This is a genomic window from Caproiciproducens galactitolivorans, assembly GCF_004768785.1.
Lineage (GTDB): Bacteria > Bacillota > Clostridia > Oscillospirales > Acutalibacteraceae > Caproiciproducens > Caproiciproducens galactitolivorans.
The window spans coordinates 385434-405112 of sequence record NZ_SRMQ01000002.1 but is presented as its reverse complement, the minus strand read 5'-3'; the positions used below and the strand labels follow the sequence as shown (position 1 = coordinate 405112).

The window sequence follows — 19679 nt, the reverse complement described above, 5'->3', positions numbered from 1 at the left end:
TTCACGATACACTAACGTGTATTTTTGTTGCCTTTTTAAGTGACAACCAACTTTGTCCGAAAGTACTTTCTACTCTCTGGTTTACGGGTTCCTTAATTCGTTACGTTGTTTAATTTTCAAGGTCCTGTGTTGCGCGTCACATTCTGTCGAATTGTGAGCGCGCTTTTTATAATATCACGCTATCTTTGGTTTGTCAACAACTTTTTTTGAGTTATTGATTTGCCTTGTATTCCCTGTGTAAGAATGCCTTGAAAGCGATCTTGTTTTCCCCGCCCGAAGGCAGGAGTTTAAGAATATCATAACATTTGATCGTTGTCAACTCTTTTTTCGCAAAATTTTTGAAATTTTTCATGAGTTCAAGTAATTCATTAACTCTCCATACCGTTCTTTCATCAGGGCATATCCGTGCATATAAAAGTCCATCGTTTTTTTTCGATTCTGCTCCAGACGGGATATCGCTTTGATTTCCGGCCGGAGAACGAAAATTGTTCCCTCCTTTTCCAGCTTTTCAACAAGCATCATTTCTTGATTATAGTATTTCCACCGATTCCCAATTAATCTTTTCAGTTCGGGGTATTCATCATATTTTTTATTTGATAAAGAGGTTATGAATTTGCTTTCCTTTTTTCGATATCCTTTGTTTTTTGTTAAAATTACAATATTTTTTTTATACCCCCGCTCTATTGCACGCTCGACGGGAATGGAATCCGACATTCCTCCGTCCAAATAGGGGACGCCGTTAATATAAACCAGATCGCACAAAAAGGGCATACTGCTTGAAGCCCGCAGAATATTTAAAAAGGCAGCCCGGTCCTGGCTCGCTTTCATATACTCCGCTTTTCCTGTTACACAATTCGTTACCACTACCTCGCATTCCATGTCCGAAGCATAAAAAGTGTCAAAATCGAAAGGGATCCGTTTAAGCGGGAATTCGTGAAAAGCAATATCCATATCATACACCGGTTTACGATGAACGATGTTTCCAATTCTTATGTATTTATCTTCCTTCCGGGAAGGGATAAAACAGTCCCTGCTTCGATGAATCTGCTTCGACACATAATCCACCGCATTGCAGGCTCCCGCTGAAACGCCCACAACGTATTTTGTGTAAAAATCCTGCTCCATAAGAAAATCCAGCGCACCCGATGTAAACACGCCTTTGATCGCGCCGCCTTCCAAAACCATACTGCAATTTGCCAAGCCCACTTTTATCAACCTCGATATAATCGAATCTCCTATTATTTTAAATCTTATTTTTTATTTTCATAATCATTATAAATCAATTTCAGAAAGCAACACAATATATTTATCCAGAAAATAATCTTATTCTTAAATAAAGCCGTACCAGTTACATGCTCAAAAAGAAATATACCGGCCATTCGCAAGCGCTGCCAAGTCCGACTTGTAATGATACAACTTGTACATACAAATATTGCGGTTTATTTTAAAAATTATCAAATTTATATTGACAACTTTAGGCATTTAAGTTATATTGTTAATATAAACAGCCTTAATCGCAAAGATAAACTGTACATTTTGTTATATTTCCGCTAAAATAGCGGTTTTATAAAAAGTTGTATTAATAACATGTAAGGAGCGAGAGAGTAATGAAAAGGATGAAAAGACTGACGTCAATTGTTCTTACGGCATGCATGTTTCTGCTGACTGCAGCGTGCGGCTCAGGGGCAAGCACATCAACGGCGGCAAATGCCCAGTCGCCTTCCCAGCAAGCACAGGGTTCCGCGGCAGGCCAGAAGGTCGGCGTAGCAATGCCAACCAAATCCTCCGAACGATGGATTCGCGACGGGAACAATATGAAGGAACAGCTTGAGAAGCTGGGCTACACCGTTGATTTGCAGTATGCGGAAGACGATGTTCAGGCACAGGTTTCGCAAATTGAAAACATGATTACAGGCGGCGCCAAATGCCTCGTAATTGCCTCCATCGATTCCAGCGCCCTGGTAAATGTCCTTGCGGAGGCAAAGAAGAACAACATTCCGGTTATCGCATATGACCGTCTGCTAATGGACACCGACGCGGTTTCCTATTATGCAACCTTCGATAACAAAGGCGTTGGTACTTTGATCGGCAAATTCATAGAAGAAAAAATGGGCCTGAAGGAAGGCAAAGGGCCCTACAATATTGAACTTTTCGCGGGTTCCCCCGACGATAACAACGCGCATTTTCTAAACGCCGGCGCCATGGAAGTTCTTAAGCCCTACATAGACAACGGGAAGCTCAAGGTCCTTTCCGGGCAGACGGAATTTGATAAAATCTGCACCCTCCGCTGGTCACAGGAAACAGCTCAGAAAAGAATGGAAGACATTTTGTCCGGTTATTACAGCACCGGCAAAAACGTAGACATCGTGTTGAGCCCGTTCGACGGTATTTCCTATGGTATCGCGGCCGCTTTGGAAGGCGCGGGCTACAAGGTCGGCACAAAATGGCCTGTCATCACCGGGCAGGATGCGGAAACAATGGCGATAAAGAACATTAAGTCCGGTAAACAAACCATGACCGTATTTAAAGACACACGCGTTCTTGCCGCAAAGTGCGTTACGATGGTTCAGGCCGTTATGGAAGGCAAAAAGCCGGAAATTAATGATGAGAAATCCTACAACAACGGCAAGCTGGTTGTTCCGTCCTACCTTTGCAAACCGGTCGCAATCACCAAAGACAATATCCAAAAGGAATTGATTGATTCCAACTATTATAAGGAATCAGATATTTCCTGATTCGTTTGAAGCTCAAAACTTGGGCGACAGTTTATGCTGCCGCCCAACCGATTACTATACAAGAGCGAGGTGCGTAGCATGGCTGATGTCATCCTGGAAATGAAGCATATCACAAAGGAATTTTCCGGGGTAAAGGCCTTGGACGATGTAAATTTTACGGTGGAAAGAGGTGAGGTTCACGCCCTTTGCGGGGAAAACGGAGCGGGAAAATCCACCCTGATGAACATTCTGTCCGCCGTTTACCCGTACGGCGAATATTCCGGTGAAATTATTTACAATGGCGAGGAATGCAAATTCCGCGACATCCGGGACAGCGAGCGCAAAGGCATTGTTATTATCCATCAGGAGCTTGCTTTAAGCCCATATCTTTCGATCGCGGAAAACGTGTTTCTGGGCAATGAAATTACAAATATAAAAAACGTGATCGATTGGAGCAAAACCAGGAAAAAGGCAAAGGAAATCCTCGAAAAAGTCGGGCTGCCGGACGAAAATGTGAACCTGCCCGTCAATAAGCTGAGCGTCGGCAAACAGCAGTTGGTTGAAATTGCGAAAGCGCTGGCAAAAAAAGTGGAGCTGCTTATTCTGGACGAACCCACGGCTTCCCTGAATGATGAGGACAGCAAAAAGCTTCTCAATATTATACTGGGCTTAAAAGAGCGCGGCATTACCTGCATTATGATTTCCCATAAGCTGAATGAACTGAGTCAAGTAGCGGACAGCATCACCGTCATCCGCGACGGCAAAACAATTGAAACCCTGAAAAAAGGAAGGGACGATCTGAACGAAGACCGGATTATAAAGGGCATGGTCGGCCGTGAACTGACAAACCGCTATCCTCCCCGCGAAAGCAAGCCGGGGGATATTGCGTTCGAGGTGAAGAATTGGACGGTGCACCATCCGGACGACCCCAAGCGCGTCGTGCTCAAAGATGTAAACTTCTATGTTAGAAAAGGTGAAGTAGTTGGTTTTGCGGGACTAATGGGCGCGGGACGCACGGAGCTTGCCATGAGCATTTTCGGCAAATCGTACGGAAGCAACCTTTTCGGGGAGCTTTATAAAGACGGAAAAAAGATCGTTTTACGCGATGTTCAGGACGCCATCCGCAACGGAATTGCCTATGCTTCGGAGGATCGTAAGGATTGCGGCTTGGTGCTGATCAACGATGTCCGCTGGAATATGACGCTTTCCAGCCTGCGCGACCGTTTTTCCCGGCATTGCGTCATTGACAAAAACGAAGAAATCCTGGCAGCCGAAGAATACCGGAAAAAGCTCAACATTAAGACGCATTCCATCAAACAGATTACGGGTTCACTTTCCGGCGGAAATCAGCAGAAAGTGGTTCTTTCCAAATGGATTCTTGCCAACCCCGACATCTTGATTTTGGATGAACCAACGCGGGGAATTGATGTAGGTGCAAAATATGAAATTTACGAAATCATCAACGACCTTGCGAAAGCGGGAAAGGCAGTCATCTTTATTTCTTCCGAAATGCCGGAGCTTCTCGGCGTTTGCGACCGGATTTATGTCCTGAATCAGGGCGAAATAGCGGGCGAACTGGAAAAGGAAGATTTTTCTCAGGAAATGATCATGAAAATCATAATGTCACACACCAGAAGGGAGAAGCAGGCGATATGAATTCTAGTCTTGAAAAGAAAAGATCCGGGAGTACGAACATCAAGCAATACGGAATGCTGATTGCTCTCATTGTCATCTATTTCATTTTTAATCTGCTATCAGGCGGAAAAAATGTCAGCCCAATGAATATCAACAATCTGATCATGCAGAACAGCTATGTTGTTATCCTTGCGGTCGGCATGCTGCTGTGTGTGTTAACCGGCAACGTCGACCTTTCCGTCGGCTCCGTGGTTGCCTTTACCGGCGCCGCATGCGCCATCATGGTTTTAGACTTACATATCCCTACTCCCGCCGCGTTTTTCGGGATCCTCGTAAGCGGACTGCTAATTGGCGCTTGGCAGGGTTTCTTTATCGCCTATCTGAAGGTACCGGCATTCGTTGTCACACTTGCAAACATGCTGATTTTCCGCGGGCTGACCATGGTTATCCTCGGCGGTCAGACAAAGGGCCCGCTGCCTACGGAATATGTGCAGATCGGGGCGGGCTATCTGCCGGAAATTTACACCAATATCGGCGGGCAGAAAATCGAACTGCTTTCCATATTGGCCGGAATTGTCACATCCCTGATTGTCATTTATCTTGAAATCCGCTCTGTCAACAAGAAAAAATCCTACGGATTTGAAGTTCCTGCCGCATGGCAGGAAGTTCTGAAGCTCGCCATCATTGTTTTAATTATTAATTTCTTTACCATTAAGCTTGCCTTTTACAACGGCCTGCCGGTTGTGCTTGCGCTGATGCTGGTACTGATTATTATTTACACATTCATTACCAACAACACGGTTCCGGGCCGCCAGATTTACGCCGTTGGCGGAAACGAAAAAGCGGCAAGGCTTTCCGGCATCAAAACCCAGCGCGTGATGTTCTGGATTTACGTAAGCATGGGGCTTATGAGTGCGTTGGCCGGCATTGTCCTTTCCGCGAGAAACGCCTCCGCTACACCGAAAGCGGGCGACGGTTTTGAGCTTGACGCAATTGCATCCTGTTACATAGGCGGTGCGGCCGCGCTCGGCGGAAGCGGCACAATCATCGGCGCGGTAGTCGGTGCTCTCATTATGGGCGTGCTGAACAACGGCATGTCGCTGATCGGCTGGTCCGTTGATATCCAGCGCGTTGTGAAGGGACTGGTCCTTCTGGGTGCTGTAACAATCGACCTTCTTTCAAAGAAAAAGGCTTCCTGATACGGCCGATAGTGCTGCTTAAGATGTATTGACAATGTATAAAATATTCATGTATCATGGTTTCAAAAGTAACGCTTTACGCTAGAAGGAGAGGCAGCACTGAATGGAAATGCCGAAATATATGACTCTGGTCACCTGGATCAAAAAGAAAATCGAATCGGGAGAACTAAAATACGGTGAAAAGGTGTATTCCGAAAACGAACTGAGCGCCATGTTCCATATCAGCCGGCAGACGGTTCGGCAGGCAATCAATATTCTGGCTCAGGACAAATACCTTGAAAGCAGGCAGGGCAGCGGTACCTATGTCGTTTTCAACACAACGGTCAAACGGGAACCGACCAAGACGATCGGTGTAGTGACCACTTATGTTCGCGCATACATTTTTCCGCAGATTATCCGTGGAATTGAAGATGTGTTGACAAAGAATGGGTATTCCATGCAGCTTGCATTCACGCACAACAAGATTCAGAATGAAAGCCGGGTGCTGCGCTCCATGCTGGAAAAGGGCATGGACGGAATGATCATTGAGCCGACCCAAAGCGGCCTGCCAAATCCAAACTTTAAAATTTATGAAGAAATCCAGCGACAAAGAATACCGGTAATATTTATCAACAGCGGCTATCCGGGCATGAAAATCCCCCATGTGTCCCTGAATGACCGCGCGGCCGGGCTGCTCGCCACAGAATATCTGATCCGCGCCGGGCACAAGCGGATTGCGGGTATTTTTAAGTCGGACGACCATCAGGGGCATCTACGCTACGCCGGATACCTGGATGCCCTGTTGAAAGCAGGGTATGAAATCCATGATGAAAACGTGTTTTGGTATTCCACACAGGATGTCCCCGATTTTTCGAAGTTTGAGCAAATTATCCTGCGGCGCATAGAGGGCTGCACCGGGCTGCTGTGCTACAATGACGAGGTCGGCATGCGGATTGTGGAGATTATGAAAAGGAACGGTATTGCGATCCCGGAGGACCTGTCGCTGATAAGCATTGACAATTCGGATCTCGCAGCTCTTTGCGAGGTGCCACTCACCTCGGTCGCACATCCCATGAATGTTTTAGGAGAAACCGCCGCACAAAACCTGCTGCGCCTGATTCAGGACCATACATTTAAGGCTACGGTTGATTTTGAACCGAAAATTGTAGAGCGCAAGTCCGTAAGAGTGCTTGAATAGGTATCAGAAAGGGCTGAAAGGCCTTTCTGTTTTCGGCAAAGTTGTACGTACATTTTTTTAGGATTGGAGGATGTTGTAATGGCAAAATATACAATTGGAATTGATTATGGTACGCTTTCCGGTCGAGCGGTTTTGGTGGACGCCAGGAGCGGAAACGAACTTGCTTCTTCCGTTTACGAGTATCCCCACGGGGTAATGGATAAAACCCTGCCGGACGGAACGCCGCTCGGCCACGACTGGGCACTACAGGATCCGCAGGATTACCTGGACGTGCTGGCGCATACCATTCCAGCCGTTCTGAAAGAATCCGGCGTATCCCCGGACGATGTGATCGGAATCGGAACCGACTTTACGGCCTGCACGGTTCTTCCGGTAAAGGCGGACGGAACGCCGCTGAGCTTTCTTTCGGAATACAAAAGCCGCCCGCACGCCTATGTAAAGCTTTGGAAGCACCATGCCGCGCAGGATCAGGCAAACCGGCTGAATAAAATTGCAGAGGAAAGGAACGAACCGTGGTTGAAAAACTACGGCGGAAAAATTTCTTCGGAATGGACGATTCCGAAAATCTGGCAAATCGTTGAAGAGGACCCAGAGATATACGACGCGATGGATCGGTTCATCGAAGCAGCGGACTGGATTATCTGGCAACTTTGCGGAAAAGAAACGCGCAACTCCTGCACCGCAGGCTATAAGGAAATCTGGAACAGGCGCACGGGCTTCCCCACTAACGACTTTTTTAAGGCGCTTCATCCGAAGCTTGAACATGTGGTGGACGAAAAGCTTTCCCGCGACATCCTCCCGCTTGGCAAAAGGGCGGGTACGTTGACCCCGGCAGCGGCAAAGCTGACCGGTCTGAAAGAGGGCACCGCAGTTGCTGTGGGAAATGTTGACGCGCATGTGTGCGTGCCCGCAGTCGGAATCGACGGGCCTGCCAAAATGCTTGCGATTATAGGCACCTCCACATGCCATATTATGATGGGGGAAGATGAACGCCAGGTGCCTGGTATGTGCGGCGTGGTGGAAGACGGCGTCATGCCGGGCTATTTCGGCTACGAGGCCGGGCAGTCCTGCGTGGGGGACCATTTCGCATGGTTTATCAACAACTGCCTGCCGGCTTCCTATTATGAGGAAGCAAAACGGCAAAAGAAAAATATCCATCAGTACCTGCGGGAAAAGGCGGAAAAACTGCGTCCCGGGGAAAGCGGACTGCTCGCGCTGGATTGGTGGAACGGAAACCGCTCCGTTTTGGTCGACGTTGATTTAAGCGGCATGATGCTAGGAATGACGCTTCAAACCAAACCGGAGGAAATTTACCGCGCACTAATTGAGGCAACCGCCTACGGCACGCGTATGATCATTGAAAATTACCGCGCCCATGGCGTTCCGGTGGAAGAATTTTTCGCCTCCGGCGGAATTTCCCAAAAAGACCCCATGACCATGCAAATTTATGCGGATGTGATTAAGATGCCCGTAAAAATCGCAGGTTCGCTTCAAGGCCCCGCGCTTGGCTCCGCGATTTTTGCTTCCGTCGCGGCGGGTAAGGAAGCCGGCGGCTACGATAGTGTATTTGAAGCAGCCCGCGCAATGGGAAAAATCAAAGATACCGTCTATTATCCGATTCCGGAAAATTCGGAGCGGTACGATGCGCTTTTTAAGGAATACCGCATTCTGCACGACTATTTTGGGCGCGGCGAAAATGATGTAATGAAGCGCTTGAAAGCCATAAAGAAGAACTAGCGGTTCGAAATTAGAAATCGGAGGATACATATGTCAACTTTAAAAAAATATGAATTCTGGTTCGTGGTTGGAAGCCAAGACCTTTACGGGGAAAATGTGCTGAAAACCGTTGACCGGCATTCGCAAATCATGATAGACGAATGGAATACAGATCCATCCATTCCCTGCACACTGGTTTTTAAGCCTGTGGTGCGCAATTCCGAAGAAATCTGCAAGGTTATTGCAGAGGCAAACAATGCCCCCCGGTGCGCGGGAATTATCACCTGGATGCATACCTTTTCCCCGTCAAAAATGTGGATCCGCGGGTTTTCGGCCCTGCAAAAGCCGCTGCTCCACCTCAACACACAGTTCAACCGCGACATCCCGTGGGACGATATTGATATGGATTTCATGAATCTGAACCAATCCGCCCACGGCGACAGAGAACATGGCTTCATCCTTGCGCGCATGCGCATTGCGCAAAAGGTGATTTCCGGCTACTGGAAGGACCCGGTAATGCGAGAACGCATGGGGCGCTGGATGCGCGCGGCGGTCGGCGCATTTGAGAGCCGCAGGCTTCGCGTGCTCCGCATTAGCGACAATATGCGCGAAGTGGCCGTAACAGAAGGCGACAAGGTGGAAGCGCACATCAAATTTGGCTGGCAGGTTGACCATTACGGCGTCGGCGATATCATCCGTATGGTGGATGCCGTTACTGAAGAGGAAATCGACGCCCAGATGAAGGCGTACATGGAAGTTTACGATATGGCAACGGATAACCTCGAATCTGTACGTTATCAGGCACGGGAAGAAGTCGCGCTTCGGAAGTTTATGGAAGAAGGAAAGTTTGGCGCCTTTCATACCAATTTTCAGGATTTGCAGCAGCTTCGCCAACTGCCCGGCCTTGCCGCACAGGACCTGATGCGCCTGGGATATGGCTTTGCCGGGGAAGGCGACTGGAAGACCGCCGCGCTTTGCCGCATTATAAAGCTCATGACGGCCGACTGCCAGGGTGGTACGGCATTTATGGAGGATTATACCTACAACTTTGACCCGGAATGCGCAATGAATATGGGCGCCCATATGCTTGAGGTATGCCCATCGATTGCCGCGGATCGCCCAAAAATCAAGGTGGTTCCGCTGGGTATCGGCGACCGCGAAGACCCGGCGCGTCTTACCTTCAAGGCGAAAGCCGGCCCGGCGGTGCTTGCAACAATTATCGATATGGGCGATCGGTTCCGTATGATTGTCAACGATGTGGAATGCCAGGAGCAGGTTCACGAAATGCCGAAGCTCCCGGTAGCCGCAGTCCTCTGGAAGCCGCTCCCGAACCTTGAAACCTCCGCGGAAGCGTGGATCTACGCGGGCGGCGCACATCATTCCGTCCTCAGCTATTCGATTACGGCAGAAGAACTGCGCAATTTTGCAGAAATCATGGATATTGAATTCATTCATATCGGTAAGGAAACCGAGATCAACGCGCTTTGCAAGGAACTTACATGGAACGAACTGGTCTGGAAGCTGAAAAAGTGATCCGAAAGGGATGAAAACAAATGCTGGAAGAATTGAAAGAACAGGTTTGTGAAGCGAACCGTCAGCTCCCCATCCACAATCTGGTGGTATTCACATGGGGGAATGTTTCGGGAATCGAGCGAAAATCCGGACTGTTTGTAATTAAACCCTCCGGTGTGGAATACGACAAGCTTCGGCCGAAGGATATGGTTGTTGTGAATTTGGACGGTGAAAAAGTGGAGGGCGACCTGAACCCATCCTCTGACACACCGACACACTGCGTCCTGTACAAAAACTTTGCTGCGGCAGGCGGAATTGTCCACACCCATTCTCGCTGGGCGACAATTTGGGCGCAGATGGGGAAGCCTATTCCGGCTTACGGCACCACGCATGGCGACTATTTTTACGGGGCAATTCCCTGCACCCGGAAGATGACTCCGGAGGAAATCGCAGGCGCTTATGAAGCGGAAACCGGCAATGTGATTGTAGAAAGCTTCAAAGGGACGGATCCCGCTACGATTCCCGCCGTTCTGGTGAATTCTCACGGACCCTTTGCCTGGGGCAGGGATTGCTTTGAGGCGGTGCACAACTCCGTCGTATTGGAAGAACTGGCCATGATGGCCTGGCACACGCGGGTAATGACTGCGGGCTCGGATGAAGCAATGCAGCGCGAGCTGCTTAACAAGCATTTTTGGCGTAAACACGGCACGCACGCATATTACGGACAAAACACTTAACAAAAACCTCTTCCCTCTATTCACAGAGGCCATGGCGAATACGCCATGGCCCTCAATTTATTTTTATAAAACTATGTTCCAAGTTTGCAAAAATATAACTGTGCTTATAAGTCTAAAGGTTAATTGGCACATTAAATCTACATAACCATTTCCATCTGCCGAAAATGCCGGACCCCCCCTTTTTTCAAGCCTTTATCAAGGCATTGCCTAAGGCAAATTGGGCGTTGTTCATTTTTCCGCTCCCTCAAGATAATCCGCTGCGTTAAACAGACTGTTTTCAAATGTGATTTGTGGCAGAAAAGATTCCGGAAGATTAAAAAAATCTCCGTCACATGAAAATGCATCCCCTTGTATACTCTTTGGCCTGCTTTCGTAAGCGTATAAGCTTTCGTCTTTATCCCTTGCAAACCACGGATACCCGGCTTCGACACACAGCCGCATGAAAGCCCTTTCGTCTTCGGAAAACTGCGGTTGCCGGATGATTTTTAGTTCGCCGTTAATAATGTCTTCAAGGATGAAATGCAAAGCCTTTCCACAGCTACTGACGCCGTAAACATGACCATCTGCTCCGATTGCAAAAGTGCCGCTGCACCCGGAAATTTTAAACTTTTCCCCCACTTTCAGCGGGTTATCTTCTCCGCCGAGTATATAGCAAATACGGGGCAAATCAGGCTTGTAAAGATCAGAAAATTCGAAAATGGTATAGCCTTCTTCCTTGAAGTGTGAAATACTTGAAAATGTCAACCCTTCTTTTTCATCTGAAGGTCCAATGTAGTATACTGTGCTTTCCTTATATATCTCCCAATTACTTTTGCTGGAAGCTATCCCCTCACGACACCACTCTATTCCTCGCTTATCGCACTCGGTAAGGAACATTTCGGCTTCCTTTTCCGTCTTACAATGGACGGCGTTTTTGTTTCCAATCTTCTCCCAATCAAACATGATACTTGTCTCCTTTCTTCTTAGCCTTCGGCTGGGAAGAATATGTCCAACCGTAAAAGCCAGCTTGAAGTTTATCATGGTTCCAACCGGGTTACCATCCTTGCACAGCTTCTCGTATGAGTTTTAAAAAAATAATGCCATATTACCGGACAACTCTTGCAGTCATAGACCTCCGCAATTCACCCCGTGTAAATCAGATATAAAAGAGCAAAAAATAAGCCCCGCGCCAATAACGGCGAAGAGCTTATTGAATATGGAAAGTATTTAAACACACCAAAAATAAAGATGTTTCGATCCTGCTGTATGCGCTTACGAAGCCTAAGCGCTTCAGCAGGCTATATAAAGTCAAAAACATCAGCGAAAAAGACTCCGAAACGGTTTCCAACATGATTGTGAAATACATTCTAAATGATGCCGGCAAATAAAAACAAAACAAGCTAGGAACCGCATAATTCCTAGCTTTTGTTTGGTTGCGGAGGCAGGATTTGAACCTACGACCTTCGGGTTATGAGCCCGACGAGCTACCGGACTGCTCCACTCCGCGATATTTACTTGTGCATGCTTAATAAGCCAATCTGCACTACTTCGTTTAGAGCGCCTTAATATAATAGCATAGGTGCGCCTATATGTCAACACCTTTTTTAATATTTCCATCTGTAGGATTGTAGGACTACAATAGATGTTGGACAGTTAAAAAAATAAAGGCAGGAATGGATCCATCGGTTAAAATTGAGTTACCACACAAAATTCATCGAAAGGACATGCCATTCCTTCATGAACAGTATAACACAAGACATGAAGTATAGGCAACCCCTAATTCGCTATGTGGAAAAGTTTCGAGTTAGCCGCGCCAGTAGAAAATACCATAAGAGCCGTTCGTACAATTACTTCTGAAAAGCCCGGTACGATGGGACAATTGAATCTCTGGCGTGTCATTCTCGCCAGACACGGCAATATCCACATTGCCGAAACTGGTTCATAAGGTCTTGTTACTGTGCCCGTTCCGGCTGTTTGATTGCAGCGCCCGCTGGAAAGCGTCTATACCGTAGTCTTTTTGGATGCCATCCATTGTGTTGCTTCCATTCTACACCTCAATGAAGGTTTACACAAACTTCGGGACGGTCTCAAAATTGAAGACATCGCCATTTATACAGAGGTTCCCTAACGTCTTATAATAGACTGAGGAGGAACCAACCTTGAGATTCCTCCCCAAATCCATATGTTAATAACTGTAATGTATGTTTTGCTTGTATTCCTCATAGATCTTTCGGTTAAGCTCATCTCCGCCGTCTACATTCGCACTATAAAAAATCGGCGGGGTTTTCAGCCCTGCATCCACTAATGCCTGTGCAGTTGCCGCAACTATTGAGTTTAAAATGGATGCGCCAATTACGGTTGATGTCGGGCTTACTTTCTGTTTGATTCCCTTAATTGCAACACAGGCATCGCCCTTTTCGCCATGGTTATCAATGACGATATCACTCACTTCGTACAGTTTTTTCCCAGAGGGATGTCTGGATGTTACCGACTTTGAATAGCGAAGATTCGTAATGCAAATAACAGTAGTGTTCCGTTTTTTTGCCTCCAATGCCACTTCAATGGTGACCGGATTCCTGCCGGAAACGGAATGGACAATTAATACATCGCCTGCCCGCATTGGTGTTTTCTGCGCAAGGAGTGTACCGTAGCCGACCAGCCTTTCCATTTTGCTAGTGTGCGTAATGGGGAAAGTATCCAACATTACCTCTCTCCCAAAAATCGGGTTGATTACAACCAATCCTCCGGCGCGGTAGAACATCTCCTGCGTCAGGATTCCTGCATGGCTTGCACCAAAAACGTAGACTGCATGCTTTTCCAGTACTGCTTTTGTCAGCACCGCCACCGCATTTGCCATTGACGCCGATTCCTTCGTTTCTACTGCATCAATGAGCCGCCGGATTTCACTAAAATACTGAAATTGCATGATTAAAACACCGCCAGAAGTTTATCAATTAGATTCGCAATGATGCCGAAGAGCGAAAGATCGTTGCCTCCGAAAATCAGCATCCAATTCTGAATGGTACCGGAATACATTACAGCAGAAAACCCTACCAAGCCTACCATCACAACAGATGCAACAGCTGTCCCTACAATACATCCGCGCAGTCCTCCCTGTCCTTCGCCGATAACAGCCGCCGCGCCGCATTCAAAGAAAGAAGTGATGACCAGCGGAATCAGCATAAGATGAAACACATTTGTCATGTTGCAGATTAAAACAAGGATTGTCGATGTTATGATCGCAGTAACAAATCCGATCAGAACCGCATTCGGTTTATAGTTGAATATAATCGGACAGTCAAAGGCCGGAATCGCATTGGGAACAAGCTTATCCGAAATTCCCTTAAAGGCCGGAACAATCTGATTGATGAGCATGCGCACACCCTGCAGCATTACAATAAGTCCTGCGCCGAAGTTCAGCCCCTGATTAACAGCAGTCATAAACAAATTCTGGTCCTTCGCAACGGAAGAAGGAACCGCAAGGCCTACCGCAATAAACATAACAAATATCACAACCGCGCCGGTAATGGAAATCTCACGGAAAAAAGAAAGTCCCTTTGGCAGCGCCAAGCTTTCCGTAGATTTTTCCTTATTCCCTACTTTTCCCGCTACAAAGCCGGAAATCAGGCTTAAGATACCCGTTGGGTGACCCAATGTAAAGGATTCGTCGCCGGTAACCGCAAAAACATATTTACGAAGCAGCCATGGCATAACGGACCAGTAAAGAGCGGAAAATACCGCACTAATGCCGATCAGCGCCGGCCCTTTGAGCCCTGCTTCCACACCGGCGGCCACAAAGATGAACGGGAACCACCAAAGCATATGACCGGTTAGGAATATCGTCTTGACCGGGGTAAACCTTGCAATCAGCAAATGCAGGAGAAGGCCTATAAACATAGCCAGCCCGACATCGCCGCCGTAAGTGCCGGTAAACGTCACATCGTTCAGTCCTTCCGCGGTGCCGCTGCCGGCGCCGGAGAGTATCTGAAACGCGGAATTAATCGGCGATATGGAATTTACCAGCATACCCACGCCCGCATTTAAAATTAACATACCAAATGCCGCAAGAAGAGTTCCTTTTACAATTTCCGTAAATTGCTTTTTTTGTAAAATGAGACCAAGCATTGCAATCAACCCAAGCAAAACCGGTGGATTGCGCAAAATATTCGTTGTAATGAAATCCATCATGAATTATACCCCCTTCATATCACTCAAAAACTTTTCAAAAACTTCCTTTACTTCCGCTAAATCCATATACTTCTTTACACTATAAATGGGTACGGTACACGAGCCTTTCAATTCGCCGGCTAATTCTGCACTTGTGAAAATGGCGTCACATTGTGCCCCACGGGCTGAATTGATATCCGTTGTTTCCACCTCGCACGCAACATCCATCTGCTTGCAAACCCTGTCTAGGCTCATCTTTAAAATCATGGACGACCCGCAGCCAAAACCGCAAACTGCAAAAATTTTCATTTTTTACACCTCCTTAATCAATTCTTTTTAATGTTTTCGAAGGAAAGCCACGTTAAAATGCTCCGCAAAACGACTTAATACCGGTTCAGCAAATCCAGAATTTCTTCCCTATCCCCTTTGCGGAACAATTGAAGATTTTCCCGATCGCTAAGAATATCGGAAAGATTTGCGAGTGCATCCAAATGGGAGGAAGAATCGACCGTTGCAAGCACTAAGAACATATTCACCGGATTTCCAACCAGATCGACCTCCTCTTTTACAACCAACAGCGACATGGCAAGCCGGTTCACCCGACCATCCGGCTTTGCATGCGGAAGCGCAAAATAATCGTCGAGAACGATATACGGCCCAAAACGATTCACGCTTTCAATCATGGCATCCACATAAGGCGGTTCGATGGAATGGTCATCCAAAAGGGGTTGAGCCGCCAGCCGTATTGCCTCCTGCCAATTTTCTACATGCTGGATAATTTGAATTCTGTTTCCATAAATAAGGTCTTTGAGCACAGGATTTTTTTCCTCCTTGTTTTCTTGTAACCGAGGGCAGATCAGCCTGCTTAAATTCTTGCGAAGTTGATCTTCATCGAAGATATCTGCGCTTTGACGAATGACATTCATGAGCAATTCAACATCATACGCGTAGGAAAACCCGGAAAAATCAAGCAATTTATTCATGATATGCTGTATGTCCATTTTTGTAAGAATCGGGTTGACAACCATCACATTTTCATAGCCCGGCAATTCAATCGTAGAAATGATATAGTCATAGCTTCCGGTATAGTGGGGAAGGCTGCTCATCGCAATGGTGTCCACGACTTCTACGGCTGGAATATATTTATAAAGCTGAATTTTTAGTGTTTTCGAAACCATCAATCCATTCGGGCAAACGAGGAGCACTCTGTTCCTGCGCACTCCGTTGCTCCGGCTGCCGGAAAGATAGCCACCGAAATAGGCTGTAATGTATCCGATTTCTTCATCGCTCATATTGCTTAGTTCACGGAACTCTTTCCCGTTTTCATAAACAACCGAACGAACAATTTTGTAAAGCGATCCATGCTGCACATTGATTTCAGAAAGGCAGGGGTTGTTTACCGGAAAATGAAACTTGATGCGGTAGTAGGACGAGAGCAGGTGCCGCTTAATATTCTCTTTGAACTCCTCTTTGGACTCCAGAGTAATCGCCGTTCTGGACTCAAATTTTTCAATCAAGCGGTTTACGTAACGGTCAATCCGGCTGTCATCCACCTGATGGTTCCAGCTGGGAAGGGACGCAATGTAAGCGGCGAGATACTGCCATTCATGCAAGTTTTCCGTATCGATTAAAGCGGAAAGCGCATGGAAGTAAGAGAACTCCTCCGTTTCGGCGAAATCGCCTTCCGCCTGCACAAAATGCCTTTGCGCGATCCTGCGGCTGACAAAAGCGAGAAACACAGAAAGGTTTCCAAGGGAATAGTCCGTCAATTGAAGGTTCTGGTCTTGGTTAAACGCAACAACCCGCGGTGAAATTCGGCTGATAAGATCCACGTTTTCCTGCATAAGCGCCAGATAAAGCTCTCGGATTTTTATTTCGTTACCCAAAACAGAATATTGCGGTTTTGTCCGAAGGGAAAGCCCTTTCCCTTTTAACAGGCGCTTAATCTCCTCTATATCACTAATACAGGTGTTTTTGCTCATTCCCATCTCGTCAGCGAGTTTTTCAAGCGTGAAAGGTTCTTCGTCCAAAATCTTACCGAGGATATAATTCTGTCTGCTGTAAGCCGCATAAGGGTCAACCGGACCCGCGCCGCTGATAAATTTTCGCAGGGCGTTATAATTGCCAATACAGGCAAATTTTTGCCCGATTCTTCGGATTTGGCCGCAGCCTTTAATCTGGTGGTTAATGCTTTCAATATCATAATACAGTGTTCTTTTTGAGATTTTAAACGTATCAAGAAGCTTCTGCAAGGTCGCACCGTTGTTATTAAAAATAAAACTTAAGATATTGCTCTCCCTGTTTTTCATAATCCTTCTTTCCATCAGCCAAATAGTGACTGTAACCCTCGTTTTTTATTATATTGGATAAATAATAAAGCTCAATACCAATCTATTGCACACGTATTGCACAAGAACTATCCAAACAGAAGAATCGATTTAGGGATTCTCCATAGATTTCATGAAATAATTATGAATAAAACTCCTATGAATAAGCGCAAGCCGTCGAACGGGCGGCTTGCGCTTTTAAAGAGTATTCGGATTTTTCAGAACCGAAACCGGATAATCTGAATGTTCCCTTAAAGATTTTGCTCAAAATACTTTTTCAGTTCATCTGCAGCTTTCTCCTCATCGGTACCTTCCACGGTAACAGTAATCGTTTCATCCTGCTTAACGGCCAGACTCATAACGGAAAAGATTTTTTTCGCATCTGCCGTTTTGCTTCCCCCTTTATCAATTTTTATTGAGGAGGCATACTGGGCCGCCTGCTTAACAAGCAACCCTGCCGGACGAGCGTGAAGTCCGTCCGGATCCGTTATTTTGTAGGTAAACGTCTTCATTTAAATTCCCTGCCTATCAACAATTTTTCGGAGTTCACGACTCCTTTATATCAATCATAACATAATCCCAACACTTTGCAAGAACATTTCTCTGCACAGGTTTTGCACAGGCAGGAAATCGCTACTTCCCGCATACCGGAGGTGTTCGCATGGCAGCAAATAAGGCCCGTCTTCTTCATGAAAACGGGCCTTATTTAAGCATTTCACAAATACTTTTTTGCTCAAATTTACTTTCTGGGTGCTATGCGGAGATAAAACGTCAAAAGGATTCCCACCATCAAACAAAGGACAGTTGTGAGCATCCCGATAAAAAACGTGGGTATCTGATTCCCAATCACATAGATATTGCGGTCGCTGTGGTTGGTATAAGACGGCTGCTGAACGGCTGCCTGTATCGCCTGCTGATCCTCCTGTCCGGCTTCGGCAGGTACTGCGGCGGCATACTTTCCCGCCTGTTTCGTTTGCCTTGTCTTTACGCTGTTCTCTTTCTTCCGTGTTTTCTGGTTCTGACTGGAAGCTTTCCCCTTTGGCAAGGTTTCGCTTTCGAGCCTGTCCGGCTCCTCATTGGAAACAGGTACCGGTTTTTCGCCGCGGAAAACCGTTATAACATATTCGGTCTTTACCTTTTTATCGGCTGACGTTACCGTCGCAATAATTGGCGTTGTCGTTCCTACTTTATACAAGGACTTCCGGTTAATACGCACCGTTCCGCCGTCCCGTGCGGCAGCGGAAAACTCGATGGAATCCACATGGCTGTCCACATACAATTTGTATTTATAGACATCGGGAGAAAAGGGAGGAATCAGCTCGCCCTGATAGGGCTGGAGCGAAGCAAGCGAAGCTTCATCGGAAGGCTCTTCCTTCGGGGGATTCACAACCGCCGTCAAAGTTTGGTTAACGGAAACATCAAGACGCATTGCATTATAATTGCAAACGTCGTTAATGTGCGCCCCTATATTTGCTTTTCCCGCAGGCGCATTGTTCTTTACCTGAAAGACAAACGACAGAATATTCCCGGAAAGCTCCGGCGCCGTTGGATGATCCACATTACACACATACACACTACGGATGGGATTCCCAGTACTGTTGGTGTACATGGTGCCGCTTTTAATCTGTGCCGACGTTTCTGTGCGTACAAAACTGAACACCGCGGCATCATAGTCAATCGCCATACGAAAGCCCGCAGCGGTATCAGCCGTCTGGTTTGCAATAAGCTGTACCTTTATAAAATCACCGGCGGACACAGACGATTTATCCAGGCTATATGTAAAATAAGGAACCGGATCCGCACTTGCGCTTACCTTGATTACCGTAAGGCATAAGAAAGCGAAAACAAAAGTGAAACAACACGTATGCCTCTTCACAGCTTATCCTCCCGCTTATAAAAAATCAGCCGTGCCGTCAAACGGCAAAGCTGATCTCATCTTTTCTACATATCATTAAGCGGTAACAGTTTGACTCATGCCGTTTTCATGGCTATCACGCAAAAGCTTCTTGCGCAGAATTTGCAAACGGAAACGGTTATAACGCTGTATAATCGCAAACGGCAAATTGCCCAGCATGATCATGAAAGAAAAGACTAATCCGACTAACAATGGATTAATCAACAGGATGACCACCGCGCAGATACAGTTTTTCATATGCATCCATTCGCCGCGGCAGGTTTCAAAAATAAATTCGTCAACATACTCTATGGAAATATCCGTAAGATGTTCTTTCGAAAAGCCGCCCTTCCCTATATGCTGCGGAACCTTATCCTTCCAATATTGAATCTTCAGCTTCTCCCGGTACCAACGACCGCCGTGTTCCCACTCTCTCGGGGCAAACCGTTCTTTTTCCGGGGTGAATTTGGAATGCGGAAGGTAAACGCAAGCAAAAAAGACTGTTAAATGCCATACGAAAATAATGAACAAATTCCAAAGATACATGTTTAGAAATGAAAGATTTTTCAGCATTTAATAATGTCCCCCTACAATCCTATTCAAAAGCACATGCCCTATTATG

16 protein-coding genes and 1 tRNA gene are annotated in these 19679 nt (G+C 46.6%); 7 read left to right on the top strand and 10 right to left on the bottom strand.

Features of this window, described 5'->3' with window-relative positions; genetic code table 11:
- Positions 1–348 precede the first annotated feature (348 nt).
- Positions 349–1206 carry a patatin-like phospholipase family protein gene (locus CAGA_RS04500; RefSeq protein ID WP_330566954.1) on the bottom strand — a complete coding sequence of 286 codons (858 nt, stop codon included), beginning with the start codon at positions 1204–1206 and terminating at the stop codon, positions 349–351.
- 401 nt (positions 1207–1607) lie between these two features.
- Between CAGA_RS04500 and chvE the strand changes: the two genes are divergently transcribed.
- From chvE to CAGA_RS04465, 7 genes are all read left to right on the top strand, one after another.
- Entirely contained in the window at positions 1608–2735 is a 1128-nt protein-coding gene (chvE, locus tag CAGA_RS04495; RefSeq protein ID WP_135658199.1) for a multiple monosaccharide ABC transporter substrate-binding protein, read from the top strand.
- 78 nt (positions 2736–2813) lie between these two features.
- Positions 2814–4370, top strand: coding sequence for a multiple monosaccharide ABC transporter ATP-binding protein (mmsA, locus tag CAGA_RS04490; protein ID WP_135658196.1), 1557 nt, complete (start codon positions 2814–2816; stop codon positions 4368–4370).
- Complete coding sequence (gene mmsB / locus CAGA_RS04485) at positions 4367–5548, top strand: multiple monosaccharide ABC transporter permease (protein WP_135658194.1); 1182 nt, start codon at positions 4367–4369, stop codon at positions 5546–5548. The genes mmsA and mmsB overlap by 4 nt, the downstream gene beginning before the upstream one ends.
- A 103-nt stretch (positions 5549–5651) precedes the next feature.
- The gene (locus CAGA_RS04480) at positions 5652–6725 is read left to right on the top strand and encodes a GntR family transcriptional regulator (RefSeq protein ID WP_135658192.1); all 1074 of its coding nucleotides are present in this window, start codon (positions 5652–5654) and stop codon (positions 6723–6725) included.
- A 78-nt stretch (positions 6726–6803) separates the two neighbouring features.
- Positions 6804–8462: a ribulokinase gene (locus tag CAGA_RS04475; RefSeq protein ID WP_135658190.1), complete on the top strand. Its 1659-nt coding sequence runs from the start codon at positions 6804–6806 to the stop codon at positions 8460–8462.
- A gap of 30 nt (positions 8463–8492) precedes the next feature.
- A complete protein-coding gene (araA, locus tag CAGA_RS04470) occupies positions 8493–9974 on the top strand; it encodes an L-arabinose isomerase (protein ID WP_135658187.1) in 1482 nt (493 codons plus the stop codon).
- Positions 9975–9994: 20 nt separating this feature from the next.
- Positions 9995–10690 carry an L-ribulose-5-phosphate 4-epimerase gene (locus CAGA_RS04465; protein ID WP_135658180.1) on the top strand — a complete coding sequence of 232 codons (696 nt, stop codon included), beginning with the start codon at positions 9995–9997 and terminating at the stop codon, positions 10688–10690.
- A gap of 228 nt (positions 10691–10918) precedes the next feature.
- On the opposite strand, the gene CAGA_RS04460 is transcribed toward CAGA_RS04465, so the two are convergent.
- The 9 genes from CAGA_RS04460 to CAGA_RS04420 form a co-directional block, all read right to left on the bottom strand.
- Positions 10919–11632 carry a hypothetical protein gene (locus CAGA_RS04460; protein ID WP_135658173.1) on the bottom strand — a complete coding sequence of 238 codons (714 nt, stop codon included), beginning with the start codon at positions 11630–11632 and terminating at the stop codon, positions 10919–10921.
- 467 nt (positions 11633–12099) lie between these two features.
- A tRNA-Met gene (locus CAGA_RS04455) sits at positions 12100–12176 on the bottom strand.
- 678 nt (positions 12177–12854) lie between these two features.
- Positions 12855–13595 (bottom strand): sugar isomerase domain-containing protein, encoded by a 741-nt coding sequence (locus CAGA_RS04450; RefSeq protein WP_135658165.1) that lies wholly within the window; start codon positions 13593–13595, stop codon positions 12855–12857.
- Positions 13596–13597: 2 nt separating this feature from the next.
- The gene (locus CAGA_RS04445) at positions 13598–14857 is read right to left on the bottom strand and encodes a PTS ascorbate transporter subunit IIC (RefSeq protein WP_243112932.1); all 1260 of its coding nucleotides are present in this window, start codon (positions 14855–14857) and stop codon (positions 13598–13600) included.
- Positions 14858–14860: 3 nt separating this feature from the next.
- Complete coding sequence (locus CAGA_RS04440) at positions 14861–15145, bottom strand: PTS sugar transporter subunit IIB (protein WP_135658159.1); 285 nt, start codon at positions 15143–15145, stop codon at positions 14861–14863.
- A 74-nt stretch (positions 15146–15219) separates the two neighbouring features.
- The gene (locus CAGA_RS04435; protein WP_167875154.1) at positions 15220–17145 is read right to left on the bottom strand and encodes a BglG family transcription antiterminator; all 1926 of its coding nucleotides are present in this window, start codon (positions 17143–17145) and stop codon (positions 15220–15222) included.
- Between the two features lie 269 nt (positions 17146–17414).
- The gene (locus tag CAGA_RS04430) at positions 17415–17675 is read right to left on the bottom strand and encodes an HPr family phosphocarrier protein (RefSeq protein WP_135658139.1); all 261 of its coding nucleotides are present in this window, start codon (positions 17673–17675) and stop codon (positions 17415–17417) included.
- 227 nt (positions 17676–17902) lie between these two features.
- Positions 17903–19039 (bottom strand): cadherin-like beta sandwich domain-containing protein, encoded by a 1137-nt coding sequence (locus CAGA_RS04425; RefSeq protein ID WP_135658136.1) that lies wholly within the window; start codon positions 19037–19039, stop codon positions 17903–17905.
- Between the two features lie 75 nt (positions 19040–19114).
- Positions 19115–19630, bottom strand: a complete 516-nt coding sequence (locus tag CAGA_RS04420) for a glycosyl-4,4'-diaponeurosporenoate acyltransferase CrtO family protein (protein ID WP_135658134.1) — start codon at positions 19628–19630, stop codon at positions 19115–19117.
- Positions 19631–19679 lie beyond the last annotated feature (49 nt).

What these genes read in the sequence shown, in the direction of transcription:
- chvE (WP_135658199.1), top strand. Translation starts at nt 1,608, where the DNA reads ATGAAAAGGATGAAAAGACTGACGTCAATTGTTCTTACGGCATGCATG.
- mmsA (WP_135658196.1), top strand. Translation starts at nt 2,814, where the DNA reads ATGGCTGATGTCATCCTGGAAATGAAGCATATCACAAAGGAATTTTCC.
- mmsB (WP_135658194.1), top strand. Translation starts at nt 4,367, where the DNA reads ATGAATTCTAGTCTTGAAAAGAAAAGATCCGGGAGTACGAACATCAAG.
- CAGA_RS04480 (WP_135658192.1), top strand. Translation starts at nt 5,652, where the DNA reads ATGGAAATGCCGAAATATATGACTCTGGTCACCTGGATCAAAAAGAAA.
- CAGA_RS04475 (WP_135658190.1), top strand. Translation starts at nt 6,804, where the DNA reads ATGGCAAAATATACAATTGGAATTGATTATGGTACGCTTTCCGGTCGA.
- araA (WP_135658187.1), top strand. Translation starts at nt 8,493, where the DNA reads ATGTCAACTTTAAAAAAATATGAATTCTGGTTCGTGGTTGGAAGCCAA.
- CAGA_RS04465 (WP_135658180.1), top strand. Translation starts at nt 9,995, where the DNA reads ATGCTGGAAGAATTGAAAGAACAGGTTTGTGAAGCGAACCGTCAGCTC.
- CAGA_RS04460 (WP_135658173.1), bottom strand. Translation starts at nt 11,632, where the DNA reads ATGTTTGATTGGGAGAAGATTGGAAACAAAAACGCCGTCCATTGTAAG.
- CAGA_RS04450 (WP_135658165.1), bottom strand. Translation starts at nt 13,595, where the DNA reads ATGCAATTTCAGTATTTTAGTGAAATCCGGCGGCTCATTGATGCAGTA.
- CAGA_RS04445 (WP_243112932.1), bottom strand. Translation starts at nt 14,857, where the DNA reads ATGATGGATTTCATTACAACGAATATTTTGCGCAATCCACCGGTTTTG.
- CAGA_RS04440 (WP_135658159.1), bottom strand. Translation starts at nt 15,145, where the DNA reads ATGAAAATTTTTGCAGTTTGCGGTTTTGGCTGCGGGTCGTCCATGATT.
- CAGA_RS04435 (WP_167875154.1), bottom strand. Translation starts at nt 17,145, where the DNA reads ATGAAAAACAGGGAGAGCAATATCTTAAGTTTTATTTTTAATAACAAC.
- CAGA_RS04430 (WP_135658139.1), bottom strand. Translation starts at nt 17,675, where the DNA reads ATGAAGACGTTTACCTACAAAATAACGGATCCGGACGGACTTCACGCT.
- CAGA_RS04420 (WP_135658134.1), bottom strand. Translation starts at nt 19,630, where the DNA reads ATGCTGAAAAATCTTTCATTTCTAAACATGTATCTTTGGAATTTGTTC.